This is a genomic window from Nonomuraea sp. JJY05, assembly GCF_043496855.1.
Classification (GTDB): Bacteria; Actinomycetota; Actinomycetes; order Streptosporangiales; family Streptosporangiaceae; genus Nonomuraea.
In genome coordinates, this window is the sequence record NZ_JBIEIS010000033.1 from 74,499 (window position 1) to 100,431 (window position 25,933).

Genomic DNA, 25,933 nt, shown 5'->3' on the forward strand with positions numbered 1-25,933 from the left:
GCTGGGCCGGGGCCGGGTGCATCCCGCCACGCGGCCGCACGTCACCTATGCTCCTCCGGGTCGGAACCGGCGGCGTCGCGCGGCTCCGCGTAGGGTTCCCGTTCGGGTGGCTGGCCGGCCTCGATGGCGCGGCCGCGGGCCAGCTCGGCGTCGAACTCCACACCGAGCAGGACGGCCACGTTGGTGATCCACAGCCAGATCAGGAAGACGACGACGCCGGCCAGCGCCGCGTAGGTCTTGCTGTAAGAGCCGAAGTTGGACACGTAGAAGCCGAAGGCGACGGAGGCGACGATCCACACCGTGACCGCCAGGATGCTGCCCGGAGTGATCCAGCGGAATCCGGGCTGGACGACGTTGGGGGCGGCCCAGTACAGCAGCGCCAGCACCAGCATCACGATGATCACCAGGGCCGGCCACTTGGCGATGCTCCACACGGTCAGCGCGCTCTGGCCGATCCCGAGCAGCCGGCCCGCCTGTCCGGCGAGCTCTCCGGTGAACGTCACCACGACCGCGCCGACGGCCATCAAGATCACTAGGATGGTGGTGATGGCGAGGCGCAGAGGGAGAATCTTCCAGATCGGCCGGCCTTCCGGCATTTCGTACATCACATTGGCGGCACGCATGAACGCCCCCACATAACCGGACGCCGACCACAAGGCGACGGCGACACCGAGGACGGTGGCGATGCTCGCGGCACGCGGGCTGCCCTGCAGGGCCTCGAGTACGCGGTCGATGATTTCCCGTGCGGGGCCGGGCGCCATGGCTCCCAGGTTGTCGGCGAGCGGCCGGGTCGCCGACCGGCCGAACACGCCCAGCAGGGAGACCGCCGCGAGCAGCGCGGGGAAGATGGACAGGACCGCGTAGTAGGTGAGGGCGGCAGCCCAGTCGGTGAGCTTGTCGTCCCGGAACTCCTTGGCCGTGCGCTTGAGGACTCCCCACCACGAGCGCTTGCTCAGTTCGGCCGGACTCTCCGGCGCCGCGTTGTCCGGCCCGCCGGGCGCTGCGTCGTGGCGTTTCATCGGACTGCCTTCCCGGGCTGCGCATCATGGGACCGCGTTTCGCTACCCCGCCCGTTCACAGCTATTCAAAATCGGGGTTCAAACCGCCCGCATGCCGAGTTGACCTTCGGGTAGCGAGGGCCTCATGAGGATTTTGCTGTGAGGTGGCTCAAGGAGAACTCGCTGGCGCTGGCGTTCCTGATCCTCTTCGTGCTCGCGATCGCCGGACAGGCCGTGGCGGGGATGCTCGACTACAACGACCAGGAGCTGGCCCAGGGCGGCGAGCCCGTCTCGATCCTGCAGTACGTGACCTCCTCGACGTTCGCGGTCGACGTGGCGGAGAACTGGCAGTCGGAATACCTGCAGTTCTTCCTGTTCATCGTGCTCACCGTCTGGCTGGTGCAGAAGGGGTCGCCCGAGTCGAAGCAGGCGGACGAGGCGGGGCTGGAATCGGACGAGGAGCAGCAGGTCGGGCCGTATGCCCATGACCGCTCCCCGGCATGGGCCAGGACCGGAGGGTTGCGGCTGTGGTTGTTCGGCAACTCGCTGGCGCTGGTGATGGGGACGATCTTCGTGTTGTCGTGGCTGGCGCAGTCGGTGGCGGGGCTGGCCGCGTACAACAGCGAGCGGCTGGCCGACCTGCGTGATCCCGTGGGATGGGGAGCGTACGTCACCTCGCCGGAGTTCTGGAACCGGAGCCTGCAGAACTGGCAGTCGGAACTCCTGGCCGTGCTGTCCATGGTGGTGCTGGCGATCTATCTACGGCAGCGAGGCTCGCCCGAGTCCAAACCGGTCGGGACGCCCCACACGGCCACGGGCGTCGAGAACTGACCCTCAGGGCTGAAGGACCGGACGCCCCACGCGCGGCGACGGCCGTCGCGCCGGTGCGGGGCGGGCGAGCTCCTCGCGGCGCCCTGCGGCACCGCCACCGGGGTTTCGTACGTGACCGGTGCCGGGCATCTCCCGGCAGATCCCCGACGCGTGCCCGTGACCCGCCCCGCGCATGTACAACAGTGCCTATGAAGGAAGATGATGACCTCCAGGCGCAGGGAGAGGATCTTTCGGCTGTCGTCACGGCGGTGTTGACCGGGTCGCGGCTGTTGGTGGCGGTCGCCGTGAGGTCATTGGGGGCGGTCGGGGACAGGGTCACGTTGCCGCAGTTCAGGATGCTGGTGGTGCTGGCCGGCCACGGTGAGACCAAGCTGGTCACGATGGCGGAGCTGCTGGGCGTCAACTCCTCCACGGCGATGCGCATGGCCGATCGGCTGGTGGCCGCCGGGCTGATCGTACGGGAGGTCAATCCGCACAACCGGCGCGAGAGCCTGATGCGGCTGACGGATGAGGGCAGCCGCATCGTGGACGAGGTGACCGCGCGCCGCAGGGAGGAGATCGGCGCGATCGTGGCGCGGATGTCGGCCAGGCAGCGCCGGGCGCTGATCTCGGCGATGAACGCCTTCAACGAGGCGGGCGGCGAGCCGCCCGTGAACGTGCCGCACCCGCTGGGCTGGTCCGCTGTCTGAACCGCGACCGCCATGGCGATCCCTCCCGCATCGGCGTGTGATCAGCCGTTTGGGGCCCTCGGCCGTCAGGTGGACGGTGTGGGGAAGCTCTCGGGCGTGGTCAGACCGGTGCTCTCCAGGAGGCGCTGGTGGTTGAGCACCGCGGCGTTGGCCTGTTCGGAGAAACGGCGGACCAGGGTGTTCTGCGTGGTGCCGCGTACCGTGCCGATCAGGGTGAAGATCTGTCCGTGCGCCAGGCGAAGCCATTTGACGTACGTGGTGTCATAGGCGGATCCGGACCTGCCGGAAATATCCGCCATCCAGTCCTGTTGCTGATCTGTGGGCTGCACGGGCAGTTTGACCTTCAGCTTGGCGGCCAGGTCGCGAACTTGCCGGTCGAGCACGTGGTGCTGAGCCGCGATCTCCTTGCTGACCTGGCGGACGCGGGCGCTGTTGGCCCGCTGTATCGCGTCCTGCGCCATGGGCATCTCCCACAGGCTGGCGAGCCGGACCTTCTTGATGAGCTCCTGGTCGGCCTCCGACATCGGTCCCCATTTGGTCTGCCGGGTGCCGGTCTCCGGCTCGTCCTCCACTGCCTGGACGGTGGGCGCGTCGGTGGGCGCGTCGGCCGGTTCGGTGTCGAGGGCGGTCGGCCCGGTGTTGAGGGCGGCGGTGTCGGAGACGGGCGCCGGCGTGTAGCCGGCGCAGGCGGTCAGAGTGCAGAGGGCGGCAATGCCGCAACTGATGAGAGCGCGACGGCTGTCGAGGAGTCGCATACGCCGTCATCCCCTTCCGGTCCTTGCCTGCGGCCTTCGTGAGTGGCGCCGGTCACTGAGGGATACGCGGGAAGGGTGGGGGAGCGTTCATGGCAGTGTGCAAGATTTGCATTAGGCAAGACTGCCGGTCTGCTGCTCACGCCGGCGGGCCGGCCGCCAAGCCGCTGCCCGAGGCGGCCGGCGGCGGGTTCGCCGGCGTCATCGAGGCGGCTGCCGCGTGCTCCTCCGGACCAGGAGGAGCACGTCAGGAACGGATCGCTGTGACCCCGCTCAGGCAGTGCGGCGGCCCAGGTCGCGCAACTGGTCGGCGGTCAGCGCGGAGACGTTCTGGTCGACGGGGGACTCGGAGTACTGGTGGATGGTCCAGGACTTCCAGTCGGCGGGCGGGGTGATCGCCCCCTTGGCCTTGCTGTAGTGGGCGACCCACAACGGGTACTGGGCCAGGCCCTTGCCGTACTTGTTGGCGAAGTTCCAGCCGCTGTAGAACATCGGGGTGATTCCCGTCTTGGCCTTCACGTACGACAGCCACGTCTTGGCCCAGGCGTTGACCTCGGCGACGGATTTGCCGTCCGCGGTCTCGAGGTCGAGGACCAGCAGGTCGCCGGTCTCGGCGGGCTGCGAGTTCACCACGGACAGGAAGTGCTCGGCCTCCGCGATGGGATTGTTGCGGGGGTGGCCGTAGTGGTACGCCCCGCGTACGATCCCCTTCTTGCCCAGCTCGCGCCAGTGCCTGGCGAACGAGGCATCGCGGAAGGTCGTGCCCTCGGTGGCCTTGATGATGCCGAACTTGGCCGGGCTGGCATTCCAGTCGTACAGGGGCTCGTAATTGGAGATGTCCAGGCCGTAGATGAGGGATCCGGTTCCATGGCGAGGCGCTTCCACCGGCCCCTGCTCGGGCGATGCGAGAGCCAGACTGGCGATGGCGGTGGTTCCGGCGAGGATCGCGCCGGCGACGCCGAAGCTGAAGTACCTGGTGAGGAGATCGCGGTGATTCTTGAGGGTGCAGGCGATTGTGGCAAGCCGAGGCTTGGGCATGACGGCATTGACTCCTTGCTTCCATACCGCCTACCGGGTTAGCTGACGGGTTCGGGCCTGGAAGTGCCCTACGGGCCCAGCGTGGGCTGGCGTCCGATTCACCCCAAGAAGATGGGTCCCCGGTTCCGCGAGGCGCGGATTCGGCGGCCGAACGCTGTCCCCGAAGAGTTTCTCCGGTCAGCGCACGGTCCGGTCAACGAAGCGGCAACGATGCGACGAAAGGGCCACATCTGTGCCGCGACTAGGCAAAAGATAGACATGTACCCATAGATAGTGCAAGTAGTGCAAATCGGATTTGCGGGTGTCGGCGCCTTGGCGGCGCCGAAATGCCGTGCCTGCACGGGATTCTGGAAGAGGGCAAAAAATCGGGGCCGTCGCTTCCACGCCCAAGGGCCGCGGCACAGACGAGGCAGGCTATTCCTGCGGTGCCATTGTGACTGAACACCGTTTTACGGGAAATCGTGACTCCAGCTGCGCTCTGCAACGCCCCCGGCCGACCAGCACCGCCGTTCCCAGGGTGCGCGCCGACCGGCCCACTCGGCGGGTCGCCGGATCCCGGCGAGGCGCGCGCCGAAGGTGGTCAGGAGGGCTCCTCGTCAGGGGTGGTGATGGGCAGGCCGGCGTCGGCGGCCTGGGAGTAGGCGTCGTCGATGTGGACCACGTGGCGGCCGCTGCGGGCCAGCAGGCTCGCGGCCGCCGCGGCCCGGTAGCCGCTGCCGCAGTGCACCCACACCGTTCCCTCCGGCACCTCGGCCAGGCGCCCCGGCAACTCGGGCAGCGGGATGTGAACGGCTCCGGCCACGTGCCCGGCCCGCCATTCGTTGCCCATCCGCACGTCGAGAACGGGTGGGCCACCGGCCGGTTCGCCCGCGCGAGCGGCGGCCAGGTCGGCGAAGCTCGCGGTGGCCAGTTCGGCGATCAGGTCCTGGTCGTGCCCGGCCCACTGCTCGACGGTGCCGGTCACGGCGGCGGCCGGGCGGTCGATGCCGATGCGGGCCAGCTCGCGCTGGGCGGCGGCGACCTGTTCGGCCGACTCGCCGAGCAGCGTGAGGGGTGTGCCCCAAGGGGCCAGCCAGCCCAGCCAGGTCGCCATCGGCCCGTCCAGGCCGAAGCTGAGCGTGCCGGCCAGGTGCCGGTCCGCGAACGCCTTGCGCGAGCGCAGGTCCACCACCCATTCGCCCGCCCGCAGGCGAGCCAGCAGCTGGGCGCTGTCGGCCGGCCGTACCGGGGTCAGGTCGATCGGCTCCGCGCCGGCGGCGTTGCGCGCGCCCATGTGGGCGTAATAGGCGGGGAAGGCGTCCAGGCCCTCCAGGAGGTGGGCGACGAAGTCGTCGGCCTCCATCCGCAGCACCGGGTTGACGTCCTTCTCCCGGCCGATGGTCGAGGCGGAAGCGCCGGACTGCGTTGCCGCACAGAAGCTGCCGAACCCGTGCGTGGGCCAGAGCCGCGCGCCGTCGGGCAGCAGGCCGGAAAGCCGCCGCGCGGAGGCGTGCTGATGGCGGGCCAGAGCGCGGGCGTGTTCGGCGCCCAGCAGGTCGGTACGCCCCGTCCCGCCGAACAGCAGCGACCCTCCGGTGAACACCCCTTCCGGCCCGCCCGGACCGGCCAGTACGTAGGAGAGGTGGTGGAAGGTGTGTCCCGGCGTGCCCACCGCGTCCAGCCACATCAGCTCGGAGACGGCGATCCGATCCCCGTCGGCGACCGGCACGCGCTCGAAGCCGACCTCCTCGTCCCCGCCCACCAGGTACGCCGCCCCGCTCACCCGGGCCAGCGCCAGACCGCCGGAGACGTAGTCGTTGTGCAGGTGGGTCTCCACCACATGGGTGACGCGCACGCCCAGGCGACCCGCCAGGGTGAGGACGCGGTCGATGTCGCGCTGAGGATCGATCACCACCGCCACGTGCCCGTCGTGGGCCAGGTAACTGCGATCCCCCAGGGAAGAGGTCTCGATCACCTCGACCTGGATCGTCATGTCCATGTCTCCTTTCCTCATCGAACACCCCAGGGGGTATCGACACGGCTGCCCACGCCCGCACGGATCAAGCGGTCACGAAAGCGCGACCTCCGCGCCCAATATACCCCCGATAGGTATATCCGAGCCGGGCCCCCCTTGGGCCGCGCCCAGGCCCCAAGGCCTCAGGGTTCGGCGAGGCCGGAGCGTCTACGCGTTGTCAACGAATCATGTGCGGCCGTCCAGCAGAGTCGCTCCGGACAAGATGATCGGGATGGAGGGGCACATGAAGACCGAGATCCGTCACCCTGGTTCGTTCGCGGTCGCGCGCTGTCACCTGGACGGCGGGGAGACCCTGCGGGTCGAGTCGGGCGCGATGTACGCGACGAGTGCGGGGGTCCAGCTCCGGGCCAAGATGGAGGGCGGCCTGCTGCGCGGGCTGGCGCGTTCGGCGCTGGGCGGGGAGTCGCTGTTCACCACTCGTTACACCGCTCCGGAAGGTGGCGGTTGGGTGGATGTGGCTCATCACCTGCCGGGCGATGTCCAGGCCGTCGAGGTACGAGGCGACAACGCGCTGCTGATGACCAGCGGATCGTGGATCGCGTCCAGTGACGGCGTGGAGATCGTCACCAAGTGGGGTGGCATGTCCAACCTCATCGGCAGCGAGGGCGGCTTCCTCATCAAGGCGCAGGGGGATGGCGTCGTCGTACTCGGCTGCTACGGCGCGATGGACGTGATGGAGCTGGCAGTCGGGCAGCAGGTCGTGGTGGACTCCGGACACCTGGTCGCCTACGACGAGACGGTCAAGAGCAATCTGCGCCGGGCGGTCGAAGGCAAGACGGTCCAGTCGCTCAAGTCGGGCGAAGGTCTGGTCTTCGAGTTCACCGGGCCGGGCAGGATCATGACGCAGACCAGGAACCCTGGGGCCTTGATCCTTCACCTGACGGAAGTGCTGCCCTTCGAGCGCGCCTGACCCGCCGCGGCTCATCGTCGCTGCCGGGAGGGCGCCGGACGGGAACGAGAGCTCGACCCATGCGCAACGCTGGCGCCGAAGCTGACAATGGGTCATCTAAGAAGCGTGTGGCTGGGCAGGCTCCCGCTCCGGGGTCGTTCCGGGACCGCCCCGGCCGGGCAGGCGAGCGGCGAGCAGGGCCAGCGCCCCCGCGACCAGGTGGGGCCAGGCGAACAGGTCGAGAGTGTTGGAGCACTCGTGCGCCGCGGACGACAGGAACCAGGCGACCGGCTGGAACAGCCCGGGTACCAGCAGCACCAGACCGACGAGCGACGCGCTGGCATGCGCGGCCAGCACGGCCCCGATGGCGGCCAGGCAGACCCAGATGTAGAGGGCCTCGGCAGTGTCGAGGTGGATCTGGGTCTGCGCCCACGTACCCCGCAGCTGCGCCCAGCAGCCGACGATGCCGTCGGAGGAGTAGTTCCGGTCCAAGGCGCGGCCGAGCACGAGGAGCACGACGGCGCTCCAGGCGGCCGCCCGCGGAATCGGCAGCCGGTGTCCCGGGCGGGTCCGCAGGAGGGCGATGGCGGCGACCGCGTAGCAGGCCATCACGTACCACTCGCCACTCTTCTGGCCGCAGGGGGTGGTGGAGGGGACGACGAGGGTCAGCGCGTGGAGCGCCAGCGTCGCCGCCGCGAAGATCGCACCGACCTTCGGGAACTGCCGAGGCGCCCAGAGCGCGAGGAACGCCAGCACAAGGGGCAGCAGCGTCGAGGCGTAGCCGGCGCTCCACCAGACGGCGATCTCCAGCGGACCCGGCTCCATCACCTTGTAGGAGAACCAGCCGCAGGATTCGAGCCGCAGGATGGAGGACAACAGCGGCGCGGTGGCGGCCAGGATGGCCAGGGCACGGAGCATCAGCAGCCTCTCGCCGGGCGGATGATCATGATAGGTGTTCGCCTAGCCATCGGGAAGCTGATCGCGGGGAGCGCCGCGCCGCATCGGCTCGCCGACGGTGACCAGGTCGTGAGCGGCCTCGGCGAAGGCGCGGACCCGGGCGGTGGCGCCGTCGGCCCGCCACAGCAGCCCCCATCGCAGGGGCGGGGCGTCAACGATATGGACGTAGGCGACGTCGGGGCGTGCGTAGTAGCGCCTGGCCTGGGCTCCGACGGGGAAGGCGCCGTGGCCGGCGCCGATGAGGGTGAGCATCTCGTTGAACGTCGAGGCCGCGGGGCCCGGCTCGATCGGCCGTCCGGAGGGCGTGGCACGGGGAGTGCGGTCCTCTCGCAGCGAGACGGGCAGGGTGTCCGGAAGCTGGAGGAGCTTGACCCTGGCCAGGTCCTCGAGCGAGACCGACGTACGACCGGCGAACGCGTGCCCGGACGCCACGGCGAGCATGCGTGCCTCGGACACCAGCACCGGGCCGGTGACGATGTCCGGCTCGTCGATGGGGAACGTGCCCAGCGCGAGATCAACCCGCCCGTCGCGCAGCCAGGGCATGAGATCGACCATCTGCGCTTCGCGAAGCTGAACCTCGCAGTCCGGCAGACGCCGGCGGAACAGCTCGGCGGCCCCGGCGAGCAACTGCCCGCCCGCCGCGCCGACGAAGGCCACCCGCAAGGTGCCGGTCAGGCCGCGACCGGTGTCGATCGCGCGCGTGAACGCGGCGGCGATCTGGTCCCAGGCGGGCCGGACCTCCTCATACAGTCGCCGCCCCACCGAGGTCAGCTCGACCCGGCGGCTGGTACGGGTGAACAACGGCACCCCGGTCCGGCGCTCAAGCTTGGCGATCGTCTGGCTGATCCGGGCGGTGGACACGCGCAGCCGCTCGGCGGTACGGCCGAAGTGCAGCTCCTCGGCCAGGGTCAGGAACGCCTCCAGCTCATGCCGTTCGAGCATGTCACCTCCGGATCATTAACTGTCGCTTCACGATCCTTCCATAGAGCCGCGTTGATCAGACCTTCGCCCCGGGACGAGAGTAGAGCCCGCCAGACACTCTCTGACCTGCACAGGAGCACATCATGTACGTCACCGCCGACCACGCCGTCTCCACCCCGGCGGACGACCCGGACGCACTGGCACGGGAACTGCGGGACCGCGCCGAGATCCTGGACGCGCTGTACCGTTTCGGCCTGGGTCAGGACCTCAAGGACAGGTCGCTGTTCGCCTCCGCCTTCGCCGCCGAGGCGGACCTCGACTTCCGCCCCGCCGCCGCCAGGTGGGGCGGCCGGCCACCGGTGATGTCCGGGCGGGACACGATCGTCGACACCGTCCTGACCATGTTCACCGGGCGGGTGGACACCACCCACCAGGTCACCAATCCCCGCATCGCCGTGGACGGGGACACCGCGCGGCTGACGGCGCTGGTGGAGGCCCAGCATCTGCTCACCGCCGACCACGCCGTCTTCGCCCTGCTGAAGAACCCCTATGACGTCGACCTGGTCCGCGACGGCGAGCGCTGGGTCATCCGCCGCGTGCGCATCGACAACGCCTGGTACACCGGCGACCCGACCGCGATCTTCGGCAATTGACGAGCGCCCCCTGCCACCGAGATCGGAGGAAGATTGCGCACTCTCGTCCGAGGACATGGCGCTCATCGGACTGGCCTGGGTCAGCACCGACAAGCGGCCACCCCCACCGGCGTCGGGACCATGCGGCGCCAAGTCAACGCGACCGCCCGTCCTCATCTGGCCTCCGGCCACGGTCCGCACTGCTGCCAGGGTGCTGCCTTGGCCCGTACGGAGCTCCAGGAGAGCATCCGCCGGCTGCCCGGACGGCGGCCGGCGTAAGGGTGACGAGAATCGGACGGTGAGCCCCGGCCCCCATCGCCACGGGTGAAATCTTCATGATCGAAAGTGAAGATCTCCCGAGATGGTAGAAATGGGGCGAAAGTGGGGGTCCTGATGCTTGGGGGCGATGGATGATCCGGGTTCTGCTCGCCGAGGACATGCACATGGTCCGAGGGGCACTGGTCGCACTGCTGGACCTCGAACCCGACATCACGGTGGTCGCGGAGGCGGCGACAGGGGACGAGATCGTGCCCAGGGCGCTGGAGCACGCGCCGGACGTGGCGGTGATCGACGTCGAGCTGCCCGGCGTCGACGGGCTCACCGCCACGGCCGAGCTGCGCAGGCGGGTGCCGCGATGCCGGGTGCTGGTCGTGACGAGTTACGGCCGCCCGGGAAACGTCCGCAGGGCCTTCGCCGCCCAGGCGTCCGGGTTCGTGGTCAAGGACGCCCCGCCGGACCGGCTGGCCGACGCCATCAGGAGGGTCGCGGCGGGGGAGCGGGTGATCGATCCCCAGCTCGCCGTGGCCGCGCTGGAGGTGATGGAGAGCCCGCTCACCGAACGCGAGCTCGACGTGCTGCGCCGCTTCGCCGAAGGGACCGAGCTGGCGGAGATCGCCCAGCAGCTGCATCTGTCCCTGGGGACCGTACGCAACTACCTGACCACGATCGTCACCAAGCTGAACGCCCGCAACCGGCTGCACGCCGTACGGATCGCCACGGACGCCGGGTGGCTCTGAACCCTGCCGGCGTGCTCGTCTGGTTCGTGTGCGTCTCCTGGGCGATCCGGGTGACGTCGCACCTCGACCGGGGCACGGACGCCACTCTGGTCATCGCCTGCGTCACGCTGGTCGCCCTCCTCCAGCTCCCGATCTCCCTGCCGGGCAGACGGCGGCTTCCCCGATGGGCGCTCCTGGCCACTCAAGCGGTGTGCAACTACCTGCCGTTGCTGATCACGCCGCAAGCCTGGTGGACAGGCGCCTCCGCCTTCGTCGCGGGCTCGGTGCTCCTGGTCGTCAGGGGCCCTCTCGCCTGGCCCCTCTTCACGCTGATCGCGGCCCTGGAGGGCGTCGTCGGAGTCCTGCTGGGGCGCGAGCCCGTCGACATCTACCACATGACCGTCGCGCCGATCACCCTGGGCCTGATGCTGTACGGGCTCAGCAACCTCGCGGACCTGCTCGGCAGGGTGCGCCAGGAGCGCGGCGAGCTCGCCGCCCGGGTCGAAGAGGTCGAACGACTCCGGCTGTGGCGCCACACCCGCGACCTGCTGCTGACCGCCCTTTCGGCGATCGAGACGCTGGCCGAACGGGCCCGGCGCCACAACGGACCGGACGACGGGCAGGCTGCCAGGGGACTGGTTGCGCAGGCGCTCGCCATCGCACGACAGACGCTCGACCAGGTGCGCTCCCTGCCCGCCACCCATGCCCCGGCCCCCGCCCCGCTCCCCGCCCACGACTGGCCGATCGTGCGGCTGGCCACGCCGATGCTCGTCGTGGTGCATCTCATCTTCATGGGGCAGGCGGTGCTCAACGCCACCGCCGGCACCGTCGATGGGCTCGGTGGCAACAGGGCCGGCCTCTTCCTGTTGCCCGTGACCTTCGGCCTGCAACTGTGGCATCTGGTTGCGGTACGCTCCGGCGGTCGCACGCGAGGCTGGGCATGGACGCTGGCGCTGCAGGCCGTGGCGACCTACCTGCCCGTGGCGCTCGGCGGCGAGTCCGGCCTCATCGTGTCGGGCTTCCTCGGCGGGCTGGTGCTGCTCTACGTGGCGGCACCGGTCTCCTGGGCACTGTGCGCGGCCATCACCGGGGGCAGCGTCGTGAGCGGTGTGCTGGGCTGGGACCCGGTCACCGCTGTGTACTTCGGTTGCAGCACGCTCTCGATGGCTCTGGCGGTCTACGGGCTGACCCGGCTCACCGCGCTCGTCGCCGAACTCGGGCGGACGCGCGCGCAGCTCGTCGAGATGGCCGCGCTCCAGGAACGGCTCAAGGTCGGCAGGGACGTCCATGACCTGCTCGGGCGCGGCCTGACCGCGATCACGCTGCACGGGGAGCTGGTGCTGCGGCTGCTCGGCACCGACCCGCCCCGGGCGACCGAGCAGCTCGCCCTGCTGGCCGAGGCCGCACGCGCCTCGGGCGCCGAAGTGACCCGGTTGAGCGGTCCGCAGGCACACCTGTCGCTGGCGGGCGAGCTGGCCTCGGCGAGAGAGGCGCTGGAGTCGGCGGGTGCGCGCGTCCGCGTCGCGGCCGATCCCGTCCCCGCCGAGGTGGACGCGCTGCTGGCGGTGGTGCTGCGCGAGGCGATCACCAACGTGCTCAGGCACAGCACGCCCGCCGAATGCCTCATCGAGGTGGCTGCCGAGGGCGGGAGGGTACGGCTGCGCGTCGTCAACGACGGAGTGCCCGACGACCCACAGGCGGCCGGCCCCCGAGGGGACGGCCCGCAGGGAGGCGGCAGCGGCCTGCACAATCTGCGCGTCCGCCTTGACGCCGCTGCCGGGGCGCTCGTCACCACGCGCACGCCGGGCCGATTCGAGCTCCGCGCGGAAGTGCCGGCCGATCATGAAATCCTCATTCCGTAAGGTGAATCCGGCGACTGTCCGTTCAGCCCGCCCGGCGTCCACACTGCTCAGCGACGACAAAGATCGACTGAATCGGACTGATGCACGTGGACGGGATGAAGCGCCGACAATTCCTTACGCTGGCCGCCCTCTGGGGTGTCACCGTGGCCTGCGGCGCGGACTCGCAACCCGGCGCCGTCCGGCCGGCCGGCAAGCCGGCCTTCCGCAACGCCCTGCTCGTCCCACCGCTGCTGAAGCCGAAGGTGGGCAAGGACGGAGTGCGACGGTTCGACCTGACCATGCAGCACGGCCGGACCGCGATCCTGCCCGGCGCGCCGGCCGAAACCTGGGGGTTCAACGGTTCCTACCTCGGGCCTACCCTCCGGGCGTCCCGAGGCGACAAGATCCAGGTCGCGATCACCAACCGGCTCGAGGAGACCAGCACCGTACACTGGCACGGCATGCGGCTGCCGGCGAAGATGGACGGCGGACCGCACCAGCCGATCGAGCCGGGCACCACGTGGACGCCGCACTGGACTCTTGACCAGCCCGCCACCACCTCCTGGTACCACCCGCACCCGCACGGCACGACGGCCATGCATGTCTATCGCGGGCTCGCGGGCATGTTCATCGTCGACGACGACGCCACGACGGGATTGCCGGCGACGTACGGCGTCGACGATGTCCCGCTCATCCTGCAGGACAAGAAGTTCGCTCCGGACGGCTCTCAAGCAGGCGACCCGCTCAAGGGCACCTTCGGCATCTTGGGCGACCACATGCTCGTCAACGGCACCTACGACCCGTTCCTCAACGTCACCACCGAAAGGGTGCGCTTCCGGCTCCTCAACGGCTCCAACGCCCGCATGTACCACCTCTCCTTCTCCGACCGCCGCACCTTCCACGTCGTCGGCAATGACCAGGGGCTGCTCGCCGCACCCGTACCGGTCGACCGGATCTCCCTGACACCGGGCGAGCGCATGGAGGTCGTCGTCGCCTTCGCCGCCGGCGAGCAGGTCGTCCTGCGCACGGTCTCCGGATCCGACGACATCGACGAGGGCGACTTCGACCTCCTGAAGATCGTCGCAGCACCGCGACTGGCCACCTCCCGGCCTCTGCCGGCGCGTCTGGCGGACATCGCCCCGATCAACGTGCCCCCGGACGCCAAGGTCCGCCGATTCCGGCTCAACGGCCACGACGCCATCAACGGTAAGGAAATGGACCTGTCACGCATCGACGAGGTGGTCCCCGCCGGAGCCACCGAGATCTGGGAGATCGAGAACACCGTCTACGGCCACAACTTCCACATCCACGAGGTGGCGTTCCAGGTGCTCGACGTGGACGGGAACAAGCCACCCGCCTACGCGCAGGGCCACAAGGACACCGTGTACGTGCCCCCCAAGAGCACGGTACGGCTCGCCGTCCAGTTCGGCCGCTTCACCGATCCTGCCACGCCGTACATGTACCACTGCCACATCCTCCGGCACGAGGACTCCGGCATGATGGGACAGTTCGTGATCGTGAAACCCGGCACCGAGAACCAGGTGCCCCGCACGATCGCCACCCACCACACGATGTAGCACCCTCAGGAACCGCCGGAACACAAGGGTTGGTGCCCGACGGCCTCACCGTGCCGGTCAAGCGAGGCCTCGGCCAGCACACGGCCGAGGACCGCCAACCCCCACCTGCTGCTCACCCAGCACACCGCGATGGACAACTCCCCGGTCGGCAAGCTCCGGGTCACCAACGACGTCCGGGCCTGACCGCCACCCTGGAGCGCCTTCGCATCGACCGCCAACTCGAAGAGGCCCCGACCCACTGCATCTGGCTGCCGTGTTCGGCATCGACGACAAGACCGCCATCCGCTACGCCGACGCCGCCCGCCACCTCCTGCAGGCCGCTGCGGAAACGTCCGAACCTCCGTGACACCATAGGCGTCGTGATCTTCGCTGATGAGCTTGTCAGCCGAAGGCTGCTCCAGGTGACGGTGTCGTGGCACACCCACCCCAGCGCCGACCACAGTTCACTGGTGCACATGTGGTTGCACATGAGTGATCTAGGCCCTGTCCGCTTCCACACCGCTCCCGACGCCTCGCTCGAGCTCACGCTCGACCGACCACACGACTCCTATGACATGGACGAGTACGGCCAGGTCACCGTCGGTCCCGCCCCAGACGATTGTCTGATGAGCCGATTCATCGGCCAGTCGATCCGAGCCGTTCACCGCATCATCGACCACCGGATCGAGACGGAGATCGGCCTCCGGCTCGAACTCGATCACGGCGAGGTGCGCATCCTCAACCTGGGCGACGAACTGGTCATCACCGACACTGCCCTGCCGGACGCGCTCGAAGCCGCTCTCCGCTGACACCCTTCGCGACGTTCAGTGCGCTGAAACCCACGAGGCGAACAGGCCTTGAGATGCCGAACCCACGCGAGTTCCCCCCGAAGAACCTTCAGTTCGCGTGAACTCTGGGCTTTCGCAGGCCCTCACTCGGGTCGGCGCAACCAGCCCCGAAGTAGCTCTCCCGGTTCCCCGGCTTTCGCGAGCTGACGGTCGCCGATGAGGACAAGGCTCGCGGTTGCGGCACGAATACGAGCTGACCGAAGCCGGCGACGAACTCCTGCCCGTCGTGCTGGGGCTTTCTCCTGGGGCAGTAAGCACCTCGACACGACCCAGCAGGACATCGAAGCCGTCGGGCCGGATGGGGAGCCCGTCCGCGTCGTCGTCCGCTCACGGCCGCGCAAATCCGCCTTCTCCCTAAAGGTCCTCCCCGTAAGTTCTTCGGGGGTCAGTGTCAGCGGGTGTAGCCGGGGATGTCGTGACCGGTGGCGTAGCGGTACGACGCATTGATCACAGCCTTGGCGATCCGCAGTTCCTCGTCGGTGCGGGGACCGTAGAGCATCACCACGTTGACGGTGGGCGAGTACAGGGGGTGGCGCTCGCCCCAGCCCTTGTCGATGAGCTCCCGCTGGTCCTGCTGTGACAGGGCCAGATGCAGGCTGCCGTCGACGTGAACGTGGGCGAACTCGGCGACCAGGCGGGGCGGCAGGAGCACCGCGCCCTGAGGCGGCGCCGCGTCCTCCTCCAGGAAAAAGGCGAGCGAGCCCGGCTCGGAGATCTCGCTGGGCTTGATCCGGGTGCCGGGAAGCTCGGTGCTCATCCACTGCTTGAGCTGCTCGCGGATCTCGTCGGGACTGTTCTGGCTGAGCTGGACGTGCGGAACGGACGGGCCGGTACGCGGACGGACACCGGCGCGAGCGGGAAGTGCCTGTGACAGCATGACGAACTCCTCAGAAAGTGATAATGATCTTGCCGCGTGTGTGCCGGCTCTCGGCCAGATCGCACATGGCCTGCGCGGACTTGTCGAACGGGTAGGTCGCGGCCACCTCGATGCTCATCCGGCCCGCCGCGGCCTGCTCGGCCTGCCGCGGCAGGTCACCGATCGACGCCTCCATCCGGACGTAGACGGGCACGAGTCCGCCCGCCTCCTCAGGCCCGTACAGGGTGGAGATCAGCCGGCCGCCGGGCCGCACCAACCCTGCCGTGGCCACGAGCGCGGGACCCGCGTTGATCAGGTCGATGACCACGTCCAGCCCGCCGGGTTGGCTCCGCCGGGCCGTGGCCAGGGTGTCGACGGCGGTGTGGTCGATGGTCTCGTGCGCGCCGAGCGCGCGGATGTAGGCGGTGTCGGCGGGTGCGGCGGTAGCCAGCACGCGCACGCCCAGCTCGGCGGCCTGCTGGACCACGAACGCGCCCACGCCGCCGGTCGCGCCGATGACCAGAACGTCGTCGCCGGGCTGGAGCGCGGCGGCGGCCAGCACGCAGTGCGCGGTCATCGCCGCCATGGGCAGCGCGGCGGCCTGCGCCGTGGGCAGAGCGCGCGGCCGGTGGACGAGGCCGGGTCCCGCGCCGACCAGCACGTACTCGGCGATCGTCCCCGAAGCGGCGCCGGCGTAGGCGATCACCTCGTCGCCGGCGGCGAACCGCGTCACACCCTCTCCCACGGCCGCCACCACGCCGGTGGCGTCCACACCGGGCACGAACGGATGCGTCACCGGGTACATCGTGCGCAGCTCACCCGTGACCAGCTTCACGTCGATGGGATTGAGCGCGGCGGCCTCCACACGGACCAGCACCTGGCCGGGGCCGGGCGACGGGTCGGGCACGTCGCGGATGCGCAACTGCTGCACGGGGCCGTAGGCGGAGGCGACAAGGGCCTTCATGATCAGTGACTCCTGCAAAGGTGGAAGACCGGACGGGTGAAAGCCTGCTCGCCACCCGTCCTCCCGTTCACCGCCCGTTCGGGCGGCATCTGCTGCCCGAACGGGCAGCGTCCCGCCTGCCGGGCATCACCTAGCATCAGGCTCATGCACCTGCCCGACCCGCCCACCGCGCTGGCGGCCGCCGCGTCCGTGCTCCGGGCGCCGATCGGCGGCATGCTTGAGCCGCTGTCGCAGGCGTTGGCGGACTTCCTGCCGCATCGGACGGGGGACATGCCGGCGTCGAACCAAAGGCGGGCCTACCCCCAGTCGATGACTGCCATGTCACCGTTGATCGTCTACCACGCAGCTTTCGAGAACTTATCGTTGTCGAGCCACGCCGGCGATGAGGAGTTCGACGGTGGCCTCCGTGGATGAAGCGGTGCCGCGGCTTCCCGACCCCTGGGAAGCGCGGCCCCGGCTGGTGGCCAGAACTGGAGCCCTTTGGTGCCTCTTGTTCTGACAGGGGCCTATAACCGGTTGCCCGCCGGCCTGGGCATGCCGCCAGAATGGGCGCATGACCGCGCCCGCCGACTTGGAGTTCATGGCCGGGCTGCTGGCAGCGTGGGGTTTCCCCCCGGGCACGACGATCAACCGCGCCGAGCAGGGGACCAACAACCAGACGTTTGTGCTCCGCCAGGGGGGCCTCAGATTCGTGCTCCGGGTCAGCCAGACCCTGTCCGCCGCGCAGGTCGGCGCCGAGCACCGGATCCTGCAGCGGCTACGGCAAGCCGGACTTCCCTTCCAGGTGCCTGAGCCAGTCGCGGCGCGCAGCGGAGACACGGTGATCGAGACCGCGGCCGGACCCGCCACTGTCTGCCGGTGGATCCCCGGCGTGCGGCCCGACCTCACGGGCCAGTCGGCACTCGAGCGCTTCGGCCGGGCGGCCGGGCTGCTCGGCAAGGCGATGCTGGGCGTACCGCCAGAAGACGGGCTGGGGGACTGGCGCGGAGACCCTCTCCTGGCGCACCCCGCCATACCGCACGTCGGCGGCCTTTGCCGTCAGCTACGCGCCGCCGGGATCAGCGCGGAGCGGGCCGCCCGCCTCGACGCCGTGGCTCGCCGTGTCGGGCAGGAGTGGCTCGCGGGCGGTGGCGTGCTGCCGACCCAGGTCATCCATGGCGACCTGGCGGCCTGGAACGTGCTGGTCGACGAGGACAGCGGGGAGGTGAGCGGGCTGCTTGACTTCGAGTTCGCCGGGGTCGGCTTTCTTGTCCAGGAGGTGATGGCGGCGTTGTTCTACAGCGGGGCCCTGGAGATGCCCGACTGGCAGCCCGGCACGGCGGCCTTTCTGCGGGGGTACGCCTCGATCCGCCCGTTGGACGCCGCCGAGGCCGACGCGCTGCCCAGGTTGCTCCTGGCCCGGGCGGTCGGCAGCGTCCTGTGGCGGGCGGGTCTCTGGCTGGACGGGAAGGCGCAGCTCGACGAGGTCGTCGACCGAATTCGCAAGCTGGAGGACTCGACCCGCTGGCTCGACGCCAACGGCGGAAAGCTCCGGTCACTCGCGGCCGCCGGCGGGCACGGGTGACTCAGAACTACAGCCGGCGCGAGTTCCTGCGGCAGAGCTCGGCATCCCGATATTTGCCCAGCTCAGCGAGTTCAAGATTCGCTCATGGCCGGAATTCCTGTTATCTCGGCTGAACCCGAGGTGGCGCCAGAACTCATGCGTGATCAAGGGATTCACGATCGCTGGGTGGGCCACAGCTGGCAGGCGCCCTGGTGCTGGTGGAGATCCGTTGAGGACCGCGTCACTGGGCTACCGCCGATAACCGGGGGCTCTCTTCCTGCCGGGCTCCCCTGGAAGGGGAAGGGTTTCGGGACTTTCCGGACCGGTCTCCGCATGCGCGTGGCGGGGCCGCACCAGGAGAGCGCCGAAACCCCGGCGGGCTCGACTCCTGGCCACGGCACCGCGAGCGGGCCCTCGGTCGGGAGCGGAGGGCCCGCTCGCAGCACTGGCGCGAGGGCCTCCCAGAGGCATTGACGAATCCTCAACATGGAGTCAACACGGCCGCACCTACCTTCCTCTCATCAGCCACAACACACGAGAGGAAGACGACGATGAGCATCAAGCTTCGTAAGTCGCTCACCGCCCTGGCCATCGGCGGTGCGGCCTCCATCGCGATGCTGACGGCCACCTCGACCGGCGCCGTCGCCGACACCGCCAAGGCGCAGGGCAACACCCCCGCCTGCGTCGTCATCTGGCAGAAGAGCGGCTGGGCCAAGAAGACCGGCTACGCCCGCAACGACTGCGGCGTCCGGATGCGTTACCGCATCGACTGGTCGTACGGGGCCGACAGCCGCTGCTTCACCGTCGACCCCGGCCAGACCATCTCCAGCACCGTGCCCAAGGCGCCGCGCAAGTTCAACGGCGCCAGCTACTGCTAGACGTTGCGGCGGTATTGACCTCCTGCCTCGAACAGGGGCGTCGGTGATCTGCCCCAGCGAGCGTGATCGGGCTGTCAGGATGATGGCGCCCTTACCTGCGTCAATCGGGTGGCCCGCCACACCGGCGTCGAGCAGATGCTCGACGCCGAAGGCGCCGCCAACCTCAACCTGACAGCCCCCGCGAGCAGCAACTGGCCAACATCCGCCGCATCAACGGCCCAGGGAAGGAATCGCTCGGCGTGTTGGCCATCGAGATCGAAGTTTTCCAGCCCGCCCGCACGCGGGCATCACTGAACCAGCCTCGCCCACGGGAACGCCGTAGTGCATGGCATCGCCACGGCAATGCGATGACCCCTGCGGCAGTTCCAAAGCCCAGTCCTGCGCAAGGGAGGGAAACCGGCGGTCAGCGTGTAGACGGGCGCCCGGGCGCGCGCCGGCGGCGAGGAGGACCCGGGCCCACCAGGGCGAGACGGTCACCCGCAGCCAGGGGCGGCGCGGCCGGGCTGCCCGCGCCAGGCGGCCGAGCAGGCCGTCAGGAGGCGTCGGCACGCTCATCACCTCCGGTCGCCTCGACCGGCGCGGCCGCATGCCCTGTCACCGTGCCCGAGATACCGGGTTGCGGTTCCTCCGGCTTGCGCACGGACACCTCGACTCCCGCCAGAATGCCGCGCACGCTCGCCTCGGCGCCCACACCGAGCAGGAAGGCCGGCCACGGTCCGCTCATCTGGCCGTGCGCGCCGGCACCAACTCGGTGCGCTATCGGCGCGCGATGATGCTGTTGGCCTCGGCCGGCGGGGACCGGGTGCGGGTATCGCCTCGTCACGACGGCTACCACCCGCCCGGTGAAGCTTGGCCGGCCTTTCGCCCGCTGGTCGCTGCGCACCACGGCATACCGCTACTTCCCCAACCAAAAAGAGCTGCTCCTGGCCGCGATACCGGCCATCGACCGGCCCGATCTGCTCGACCAGGACGCACCCGATGACGTCCACGCCCGCCTCGACCTGGTCATGGCCGAGCAGACGGAGATCTTGCGTAGATGGGAGCCGCAGTTGCGAGCCGCGCTGCGGCTGTCCCTGGATCAAGAACCACAGACTCCGCGCGACGCCCGCCCAGTCCTGCGACAAGGCAGGGCCATCACATGGATCGAGGACGCCCTGGCGCCGCTGGCCGAGCCGCACCCGCACATCGACCGCAGACGACTCGCTGTTGCCATTCGTGCCGGCTGCGGAATCGAGGCTTGGGTCTGGATGGTCGACATCCCTAGGCGCGGCCGGTCACCTCGTCGCCGGCGGTTCGGGGGAGAAGGAGCGTGGGGATCGCCAGGAGCGCCAAGATGATCGAGAGGAGGACGAAGGCCACGCGGTACGGCCCGGCGGCGCCTGTCACCCCGGGGATCGCCTCGCCCAGCCGTACGAGCAGCGCGCCGATCGCCACGCCGAGGCCCGCGCCCAGCTCCTGCAGCGTCGACAGCAGCGTGTTGGCGTGGTTCATGCGGCCCTGGTCCACGTCGGCGAAGGCCACGCTGTTGTACGCGGTGAACCCCGTCGATCGCACGATCCCGCTCACCAGCAGCAGCGCGAGGACCGCGGGCAGCGGTGTCGTGGGCTCGAGGAACGCCATCCCGGCCAGGCACGCGGCGCCGATCACGATCGACCAGAGCAGGACGGTGCGGATCCCGAGCCGGCGCATCAGCGGCGTGGTGGCGGGCTTGATCCCGACGTTCCCCACGAACAGTGCGATCACCACCAGCCCCGCCTGCGCGGCCGGCCAGCCGAAACCCACCTGGAACAGCAGCGGCAGCACGAAGGGGATCGCGATGATCACGCCGCGATAGACCGACCCGCTCGCCGCCGTGATCCGGTACGTCGTTACGCGCAGGATCCGCAGGTCGACGATCGGGCGCGGGGTGCGCAGCAGGTGCCGTACCGCCAGCCCCAGACCTGCGCCGGCGACCAGCAGCGCCACCGCCGTCGCAGGGCCGAAGCCCGAGCCGAGCCCCTCCAGCGCCACGATCAGCCCGGCGACGCCCACCGCCATGAAGACGAACCCCGGGCGGTCCAGCGGGTCGGGGGCGTCGGCGCGCAGGTCGGGCAGGATCCGCAGCGCCACGACGAGCGCCGCGAGCCCGAGCGGCACGTTGATCACGAAGATCCACCGCCAGGACGCGTAGTCGGCCAGCAACCCGCCGACGACCGGGGCCAGCACCGGCGCGAGCAGGCCCGGCCAGGTCAGGTACGCGATCGCCCGGACCAGATCGGCCTTCGCCGTCGTCCGCAGCACCACCAGCCGCCCGACCGGCACCATCAGCGCCCCGCCCGCACCCTGCACCACCCGCGCGACGGTGAGCGCGGGCAGCGTCGGGGCCAGCGCGCAGCCGAGCGAGGCCACCACGAACAGCACGATCGCCGTCGTGAACACCCGGCGCGGGCCGAACCGGTCGGCCAGCCAGCCGCTGATCGGGATCAGCACCCCGATGGTGAGCACGTACGCGGTGATCGCGATGTTGACGTCGATCGGCGCGATCCCGAGCTCCGCGGCGATATGCGGCGCGGCGGGGGTGATCACCGTGCCGTCGAGTATCTCCATGAAGAACGTGCCGGCGACCAGTAAGGCCAACCCTCTCTGGAATCCCACGTCGGCAAGGGTATAGACGGTGCGAAACCGGAAATTGAGCAACCTCCCCGCTGCTTCGCGAGAGGACGAGCCGTGGCCTTGCAGGCGCAGGGCTGATCGGAAGTGCGCCCGCTCCCCGAGCCCACAAGCTCGGCTCAGGAGCACCCGGCCGATCTTCCTGCAAGGAGGCGACGTCACGATCAGCGCGGGAGCTCCGGCCGGCTCAGTCGTTCGCTGACGGGAGCACGGCGACGGCTTCGACCTCGACGAGCTGGTCCGTGTAGCCGAGCACGGTCACGCCGAGCAAGGTGCTGGGCACGTCGTGCTCGCCCATGTACTCCCGGTACACCTCCCACGTCGCGCCCAGATCGCTCTGCTGGGAGGAGGCCACGTAGACGGTGGTCTTGACGACATCGGTCAGCGACGCGCCCGCCCCTTCCAGCGCGGTCACGAGGTTGCGCATCACCTGGTGCGCCTGGCCGGCGTAGTCGCCGACCGCGACGATCTCACCGTTGAGATCAAGGGGACACGCGCCGGCCACCCAGATGGAGCGCACCGGCGCGTCGGTGACCGCGGCATAGGCGTAGTCCACCTGCTGCGCGAGCTGGTGGTTGCGGATCAATCTGACGCTGCTGCTCATTCCGTACTCCATTCCGAAGATTTCAGCTGGGCCAGCTCGGCGAGCGGCCCAGGATTGCCACGATCTCATCCAGAGGCGACCCGCCTGACCACGGGAGCGCCGGCGCGAAGGCCGCCCCGGGCGCGAGACGTGCCTCCCCGCCGGGTACGGCTCGCGCAACGGCGAGGGCGACGTCCAGCAGGTCCGGCGGGAAGTCGATTTCGGCATCCAGCGCCTTGGCGAGATCCCAGGAATGCACCACGTAGTCGATGAAGTGGAAGCTGATCGCCTGCGCCCCGGGGAAGGGACTCCCGCTCGCGAACTCGGGCAGCGGGAACATGCGCTCCAGCACGCCGTCGGCGGCGAAGGCCGCCATGACGTGCTCGGCGGAGGCGCGGTAGCTCGCCACGGGATCGTCGCCGAGGGAACGCGGCTTCCACCGGGCGAGATCGCCGTCCCCCCTGGACGCCGCGGCGAAGCCGTAGTGCTGCGTGGCCATGTGCGCGAGCAGGCCGTACACGGTCCATCCGAGACAGGGCGTCGGGCGGGACAGGTCCGCGGACCGCACCCGATCCGCCAGCTCGACGCTGGCGCGAACGGCCTGCGCGTCGAGTGCCACAATATGCTCTTTCATATGCATTCGCATATGATGTGCATGTGCTTATTATCTGTCAACCGAATATCGTGGACCTGTGACGGCCCGCCGCGATCTCGCCGAGATGCTGCATCCTCTCCTGCAGTCGCTCATCGCGGCGGAGCTGCCGGTGCTGGCGGCGCACGGGGTCTCCATGTGGGGCTACACCGTGCTCGGCGCCCTGGACGACGGCTCCGTACGTACCCAGGCCGCTCTGGCCGAGGCGATCGGCGCCGACAAGACCCGCATCATCGGCACCCTCGACAAGCTGCAGGCGGCCGGGCTGATCACCCGCGACCCCGACCCGCACGACCGCCGCGCGAGGATCCTCACGATCACCGCCGAGGGCCGCGAGGTGCGCAGGTCGGTGCGGGCCGAGATCCAGGCCAACGAGGAGCGCGTGCTGGCCCGCCTGCCCGCGGCCGACCGTCACGGCTTCCTCCGCGCCCTGCAGACCCTCTACCAGCTGCCCCGCGAGCAGATCACCGAGAGGTCCCCGCTCGACCGCCGGCCCGTTCAGCGGTCGAACGCGGCTCACGACCGCTGAGGAGCGGCCGGTCAGCTGGGCTGGCCGGTGGGCATGATGGTGACCTGCTGAAGGTTCACCCGCGGCGGGAGGCTCGCGAGGAACCCGACGGTCTGGGCGACGTCCTGCGGCGTGAGCCACTCCATCGTCCCCTTGGCGCCCTCCAGCCACGCCCGGGCCCCCTCGTCGGTGACGTGGCTCTGCAGCTCGGTCTCGACGATGCCCGGCTCGATCGCCGAGACCCGTACTTTCTTCGCGCCCAGCTCGACCCGCAGGTGGCGGGAGAGATGGGTGACGTATGCCTTGGTCCCGGAGTAGACGGCGAAGTTCGGGAAGATGTTCTGGGCCGCGATCGACGAGGTGTTGATCAGATCGGCCACTCCGCGCTCGGCGGCGGCCTTCACCAGCTGGGGAGTGAACGCGGCGATGGCGTTCATCAGACCGGTGATGTTGAGGTCGATCTGGCGCTGCCACTGCGCGGTGGCCAGCTCCTCGATCGGGGCGGGGAGCATCACGCCCGCGTTGTTGAACAGCAGGTCGGCGCCGCCCAGCTCGGCCGCCACCCGGTCGGCGGCCGCCTGCACCGCCGCCGCGTCGGTGACGTCGACGGCCAGGGCCAGCGCGTGGCCTCCGTTCTTCTCGATCCGGGCGACCAGGTCGTCCAACCGCTCAGCGCGCCGCGCCAGGACGACGACGCGGGCGCCCAGCTCGGACAGGTGCTCGGCCGCCGCCTCGCCGATGCCGCTGGAGGCGCCGGTGACGACCGCGACGCGGCCGGTGAGGGGACGGGCAGAAATCTGCGTGGTCATGGTGCGTACCTTCCAAAGGTGGGTGAGATGACAGGTGGCCGCGGCGCGCATCGCCGCGAGCTCCTCCATCAGGACATCACCCGCCAGGGCCTCGTAGGCCGCCAAAACGGACCCTCACCAGGCTGGTCTCCGCGTAACTGGTACTGTCAGGGCCACCCTGGCGACGGCCGGTCGTGCCAGGCTTGGCCACACTGGAGACATGGACCGAAGCAGCGACATCGCCGACTTCCTGCGCTCGCGGCGCGCCGGGATCACCCCTGAGGGGGCCGGGCTGCCCGCCGACGGGCGCACCCGCCGGGTGCCCGGGCTGCGCCGCGACGAGGTGGCCCGTCTGGCCGGGGTCAGCACCGAGTACTACACGCGGCTCGAGCAGGGGCGCGGCGGCTCCCCGTCGCCCGAGGTCGTCGAGGCCCTCGCCCGGGCCCTGCAGCTCAACCCCTCCGAACGCGAGCACCTCACCAACCTGCTGATCCGCCCCGCCGTCGCGCGCCGGGCCCCGGTCAGCCCGCAGCGGGTCAGGCCCGGTCTGCACCTGATGCTGCACACCCTCGACCACGTGCCCGCCTTCGTCCTCGGCCGCCGCGCCGACGTCCTGGCCTCCAACCGCCTGGCCCGCGAGGTGCTGACCGACTTCGACGCCCTGCCCGCGCCCCGCCGCAACCTGGCCCGCTACTACCTGCTGGACCCGCAGGCCCGCGAACGCGTCGGAGACTGGGAGCGGATCGCCGCCGAGACCGTCGCCGTCCTCCGTCTGGAGGCCGGCCGCCACCCCGACGACCGCCAGCTCGCCGAGCTCGTCGGCGAGCTGACCTTGAAGTCACCCGAGTTCTCCACCTGGTGGAACGACCACCGCGTGCTGCGCCGCACCCACGGCGCCAAGACCTACCACCACCCCCTCGTCGGCGAGCTCCACTTCGCCTACGAGTCCTTCCAGGCGCCCGGCGACGCCGACCAGACCCTGTGCGTCTACAACGTCGAACCGGGCTCCCCGACCGCCCAGGCCCTCCAGCTCCTCACCAGCTGGACGGCGCCGCAGCAGCGGGCACACCCCCGGCCCGAGCCCCACACGCCATCCCCGGGAGCGTCATAGCGCTGCTCGGCGGCCCTGCCGCTGATCACGTGGCGGAGATCCAGTCGGCGACCGCCGCCAGCCAGTCGGGGCGGGCGTTGCCGAGCAGGTGATCGCCGTGTGGGATACGCAGGTACTGCCCCTGCCGTGCCAGGCGGGTCAGCGGCTCGCCGTCGGTCACGCCGGGGATGACGTCCTGGCCGCCGTCCACCACCAGCAGCGGGCAGGCGATCCGCGGGGCGAGGGCCGACAGGTCCACCAGGCCGGCGAAGCGGCGGGCCGCTTCCTCGCCGCCGGCGCGCTGGACGAGCAGATCCCGTACGGGGGGCGGGAGGCCGTCCCATCGCAGCCGGAAGGGGCCGCTGACGGTGGCGGCCGCCGCGACGCGAGGTTCGCGGGCGGCGCTTTCCGCGACGTAGTAGCCGCCGAGGCTGAGCCCGACGAGTTTCACGCGCTCGGCG

At 70.0% G+C, this 25,933-nt stretch carries 27 protein-coding genes and 1 riboswitch; of the genes, 13 read left to right on the forward strand and 14 right to left on the reverse strand.

Translation table 11 applies throughout. The annotated features are described in order from the left end of the window. Window positions 1-41: 41 nt before the first annotated feature. On the reverse strand, window positions 42-1,019 hold the full coding sequence (locus tag ACFKCF_RS40765; RefSeq protein ID WP_394500690.1) for a YihY/virulence factor BrkB family protein: 978 nt from the start codon (window positions 1,017-1,019) through the stop codon (window positions 42-44). 138 nt (window positions 1,020-1,157) lie between these two features. Between ACFKCF_RS40765 and ACFKCF_RS40770 the strand changes: the two genes are divergently transcribed. Together ACFKCF_RS40770 and ACFKCF_RS40775 are read left to right on the forward strand one after the other, a co-directional pair. After that, window positions 1,158-1,829, forward strand: coding sequence for a DUF6766 family protein (locus ACFKCF_RS40770; RefSeq protein WP_394500691.1), 672 nt, complete (start codon window positions 1,158-1,160; stop codon window positions 1,827-1,829). Between the two features lie 188 nt (window positions 1,830-2,017). Further along, entirely contained in the window at window positions 2,018-2,518 is a 501-nt protein-coding gene (locus ACFKCF_RS40775) for a MarR family winged helix-turn-helix transcriptional regulator (protein ID WP_394500692.1), read from the forward strand. Window positions 2,519-2,583: 65 nt separating this feature from the next. On the opposite strand, the gene ACFKCF_RS40780 is transcribed toward ACFKCF_RS40775, so the two are convergent. The 3 genes from ACFKCF_RS40780 to ACFKCF_RS40790 all read right to left on the reverse strand — a co-directional run bounded on the left by ACFKCF_RS40780 (window position 2,584) and on the right by ACFKCF_RS40790 (window position 6,286). Then, the gene (locus ACFKCF_RS40780) at window positions 2,584-3,273 is read right to left on the reverse strand and encodes a DUF4142 domain-containing protein (RefSeq protein WP_394500693.1); all 690 of its coding nucleotides are present in this window, start codon (window positions 3,271-3,273) and stop codon (window positions 2,584-2,586) included. Window positions 3,274-3,543: 270 nt separating this feature from the next. Next, a complete protein-coding gene (locus tag ACFKCF_RS40785) occupies window positions 3,544-4,308 on the reverse strand; it encodes a glycoside hydrolase family 25 protein (RefSeq protein ID WP_394500694.1) in 765 nt (254 codons plus the stop codon). Between the two features lie 12 nt (window positions 4,309-4,320). Next, window positions 4,321-4,464: riboswitch (cyclic di-AMP (ydaO/yuaA leader) on the reverse strand. 424 nt (window positions 4,465-4,888) lie between these two features. After that, entirely contained in the window at window positions 4,889-6,286 is a 1,398-nt protein-coding gene (locus ACFKCF_RS40790) for a rhodanese-like domain-containing protein (RefSeq protein WP_394500695.1), read from the reverse strand. Window positions 6,287-6,545: 259 nt separating this feature from the next. Here ACFKCF_RS40790 and ACFKCF_RS40795 point away from each other — a divergent pair, with 259 nt between their 5' ends. Next, window positions 6,546-7,232 carry a TIGR00266 family protein gene (locus ACFKCF_RS40795; protein WP_394500696.1) on the forward strand — a complete coding sequence of 229 codons (687 nt, stop codon included), beginning with the start codon at window positions 6,546-6,548 and terminating at the stop codon, window positions 7,230-7,232. Window positions 7,233-7,328: 96 nt separating this feature from the next. Here ACFKCF_RS40795 and ACFKCF_RS40800 read toward each other — a convergent pair whose 3' ends face one another. Both ACFKCF_RS40800 and ACFKCF_RS40805 read right to left on the reverse strand, forming a co-directional pair. Beyond that, on the reverse strand, window positions 7,329-8,129 hold the full coding sequence (locus tag ACFKCF_RS40800) for a hypothetical protein (protein ID WP_394500697.1): 801 nt from the start codon (window positions 8,127-8,129) through the stop codon (window positions 7,329-7,331). Between the two features lie 42 nt (window positions 8,130-8,171). Further along, the gene (locus tag ACFKCF_RS40805) at window positions 8,172-9,110 is read right to left on the reverse strand and encodes a LysR family transcriptional regulator (RefSeq protein WP_394500698.1); all 939 of its coding nucleotides are present in this window, start codon (window positions 9,108-9,110) and stop codon (window positions 8,172-8,174) included. A 122-nt stretch (window positions 9,111-9,232) separates the two neighbouring features. Here ACFKCF_RS40805 and ACFKCF_RS40810 point away from each other — a divergent pair, with 122 nt between their 5' ends. From ACFKCF_RS40810 to ACFKCF_RS40830, 5 genes are all read left to right on the forward strand, one after another. Further along, entirely contained in the window at window positions 9,233-9,742 is a 510-nt protein-coding gene (locus tag ACFKCF_RS40810) for a nuclear transport factor 2 family protein (protein WP_364746666.1), read from the forward strand. Window positions 9,743-10,131: 389 nt separating this feature from the next. Then, complete coding sequence (locus ACFKCF_RS40815) at window positions 10,132-10,737, forward strand: DNA-binding response regulator (protein ID WP_394500699.1); 606 nt, start codon at window positions 10,132-10,134, stop codon at window positions 10,735-10,737. Next, on the forward strand, window positions 10,728-12,578 hold the full coding sequence (locus ACFKCF_RS40820; protein ID WP_394500700.1) for a histidine kinase: 1,851 nt from the start codon (window positions 10,728-10,730) through the stop codon (window positions 12,576-12,578). The genes ACFKCF_RS40815 and ACFKCF_RS40820 overlap by 10 nt, the downstream gene beginning before the upstream one ends. A 95-nt stretch (window positions 12,579-12,673) precedes the next feature. After that, on the forward strand, window positions 12,674-14,134 hold the full coding sequence (locus ACFKCF_RS40825; protein ID WP_394500701.1) for a multicopper oxidase family protein: 1,461 nt from the start codon (window positions 12,674-12,676) through the stop codon (window positions 14,132-14,134). 359 nt (window positions 14,135-14,493) lie between these two features. Continuing rightward, window positions 14,494-14,922, forward strand: a complete 429-nt coding sequence (locus ACFKCF_RS40830) for a hypothetical protein (RefSeq protein WP_394500702.1) — start codon at window positions 14,494-14,496, stop codon at window positions 14,920-14,922. 430 nt (window positions 14,923-15,352) lie between these two features. Here ACFKCF_RS40830 and ACFKCF_RS40835 read toward each other — a convergent pair whose 3' ends face one another. After that, window positions 15,353-15,838, reverse strand: coding sequence for a luciferase family protein (locus tag ACFKCF_RS40835; protein WP_394500703.1), 486 nt, complete (start codon window positions 15,836-15,838; stop codon window positions 15,353-15,355). Between the two features lie 10 nt (window positions 15,839-15,848). Then, window positions 15,849-16,781, reverse strand: coding sequence for an NADP-dependent oxidoreductase (locus ACFKCF_RS40840; RefSeq protein ID WP_394500704.1), 933 nt, complete (start codon window positions 16,779-16,781; stop codon window positions 15,849-15,851). 144 nt (window positions 16,782-16,925) lie between these two features. On the opposite strand from ACFKCF_RS40840, the gene ACFKCF_RS40845 reads away from it, so the two are divergent. The 3 genes from ACFKCF_RS40845 to ACFKCF_RS40855 all read left to right on the forward strand — a co-directional run bounded on the left by ACFKCF_RS40845 (window position 16,926) and on the right by ACFKCF_RS40855 (window position 19,202). Beyond that, window positions 16,926-17,195, forward strand: a complete 270-nt coding sequence (locus ACFKCF_RS40845; RefSeq protein ID WP_394500705.1) for a hypothetical protein — start codon at window positions 16,926-16,928, stop codon at window positions 17,193-17,195. A 139-nt stretch (window positions 17,196-17,334) separates the two neighbouring features. After that, window positions 17,335-18,345: a phosphotransferase enzyme family protein gene (locus ACFKCF_RS40850; protein WP_394500706.1), complete on the forward strand. Its 1,011-nt coding sequence runs from the start codon at window positions 17,335-17,337 to the stop codon at window positions 18,343-18,345. Window positions 18,346-18,875: 530 nt separating this feature from the next. Then, the gene (locus tag ACFKCF_RS40855; protein WP_394500707.1) at window positions 18,876-19,202 is read left to right on the forward strand and encodes a hypothetical protein; all 327 of its coding nucleotides are present in this window, start codon (window positions 18,876-18,878) and stop codon (window positions 19,200-19,202) included. Window positions 19,203-19,734: 532 nt separating this feature from the next. Here the strand turns inward: ACFKCF_RS40855 and ACFKCF_RS40860 are convergent. The 4 genes from ACFKCF_RS40860 to ACFKCF_RS40875 form a co-directional block, all read right to left on the reverse strand. Beyond that, the gene (locus ACFKCF_RS40860; protein ID WP_394500708.1) at window positions 19,735-19,926 is read right to left on the reverse strand and encodes a hypothetical protein; all 192 of its coding nucleotides are present in this window, start codon (window positions 19,924-19,926) and stop codon (window positions 19,735-19,737) included. Window positions 19,927-20,462: 536 nt separating this feature from the next. Then, window positions 20,463-21,836 (reverse strand): MFS transporter, encoded by a 1,374-nt coding sequence (locus tag ACFKCF_RS40865; RefSeq protein WP_394500709.1) that lies wholly within the window; start codon window positions 21,834-21,836, stop codon window positions 20,463-20,465. 202 nt (window positions 21,837-22,038) lie between these two features. Then, a complete protein-coding gene (locus ACFKCF_RS40870; RefSeq protein WP_394500710.1) occupies window positions 22,039-22,455 on the reverse strand; it encodes a RidA family protein in 417 nt (138 codons plus the stop codon). Window positions 22,456-22,477: 22 nt separating this feature from the next. Next, on the reverse strand, window positions 22,478-23,068 hold the full coding sequence (locus ACFKCF_RS40875) for a TIGR03086 family metal-binding protein (protein ID WP_394500711.1): 591 nt from the start codon (window positions 23,066-23,068) through the stop codon (window positions 22,478-22,480). Between the two features lie 58 nt (window positions 23,069-23,126). On the opposite strand from ACFKCF_RS40875, the gene ACFKCF_RS40880 reads away from it, so the two are divergent. Beyond that, window positions 23,127-23,615 carry a MarR family winged helix-turn-helix transcriptional regulator gene (locus ACFKCF_RS40880; protein WP_394500712.1) on the forward strand — a complete coding sequence of 163 codons (489 nt, stop codon included), beginning with the start codon at window positions 23,127-23,129 and terminating at the stop codon, window positions 23,613-23,615. Window positions 23,616-23,626: 11 nt separating this feature from the next. Here the strand turns inward: ACFKCF_RS40880 and ACFKCF_RS40885 are convergent, their stop codons facing one another. Further along, a complete protein-coding gene (locus ACFKCF_RS40885; RefSeq protein WP_394500713.1) occupies window positions 23,627-24,508 on the reverse strand; it encodes an SDR family oxidoreductase in 882 nt (293 codons plus the stop codon). A 94-nt stretch (window positions 24,509-24,602) separates the two neighbouring features. On the opposite strand from ACFKCF_RS40885, the gene ACFKCF_RS40890 reads away from it, so the two are divergent. Beyond that, a complete protein-coding gene (locus ACFKCF_RS40890) occupies window positions 24,603-25,493 on the forward strand; it encodes a helix-turn-helix transcriptional regulator (protein ID WP_394500714.1) in 891 nt (296 codons plus the stop codon). Window positions 25,494-25,518: 25 nt separating this feature from the next. Here the strand turns inward: ACFKCF_RS40890 and ACFKCF_RS40895 are convergent. After that, window positions 25,519-25,933: alpha/beta hydrolase family protein (locus ACFKCF_RS40895; RefSeq protein WP_394500715.1), on the reverse strand; the 415-nt coding region annotated here is incomplete at its 5' end.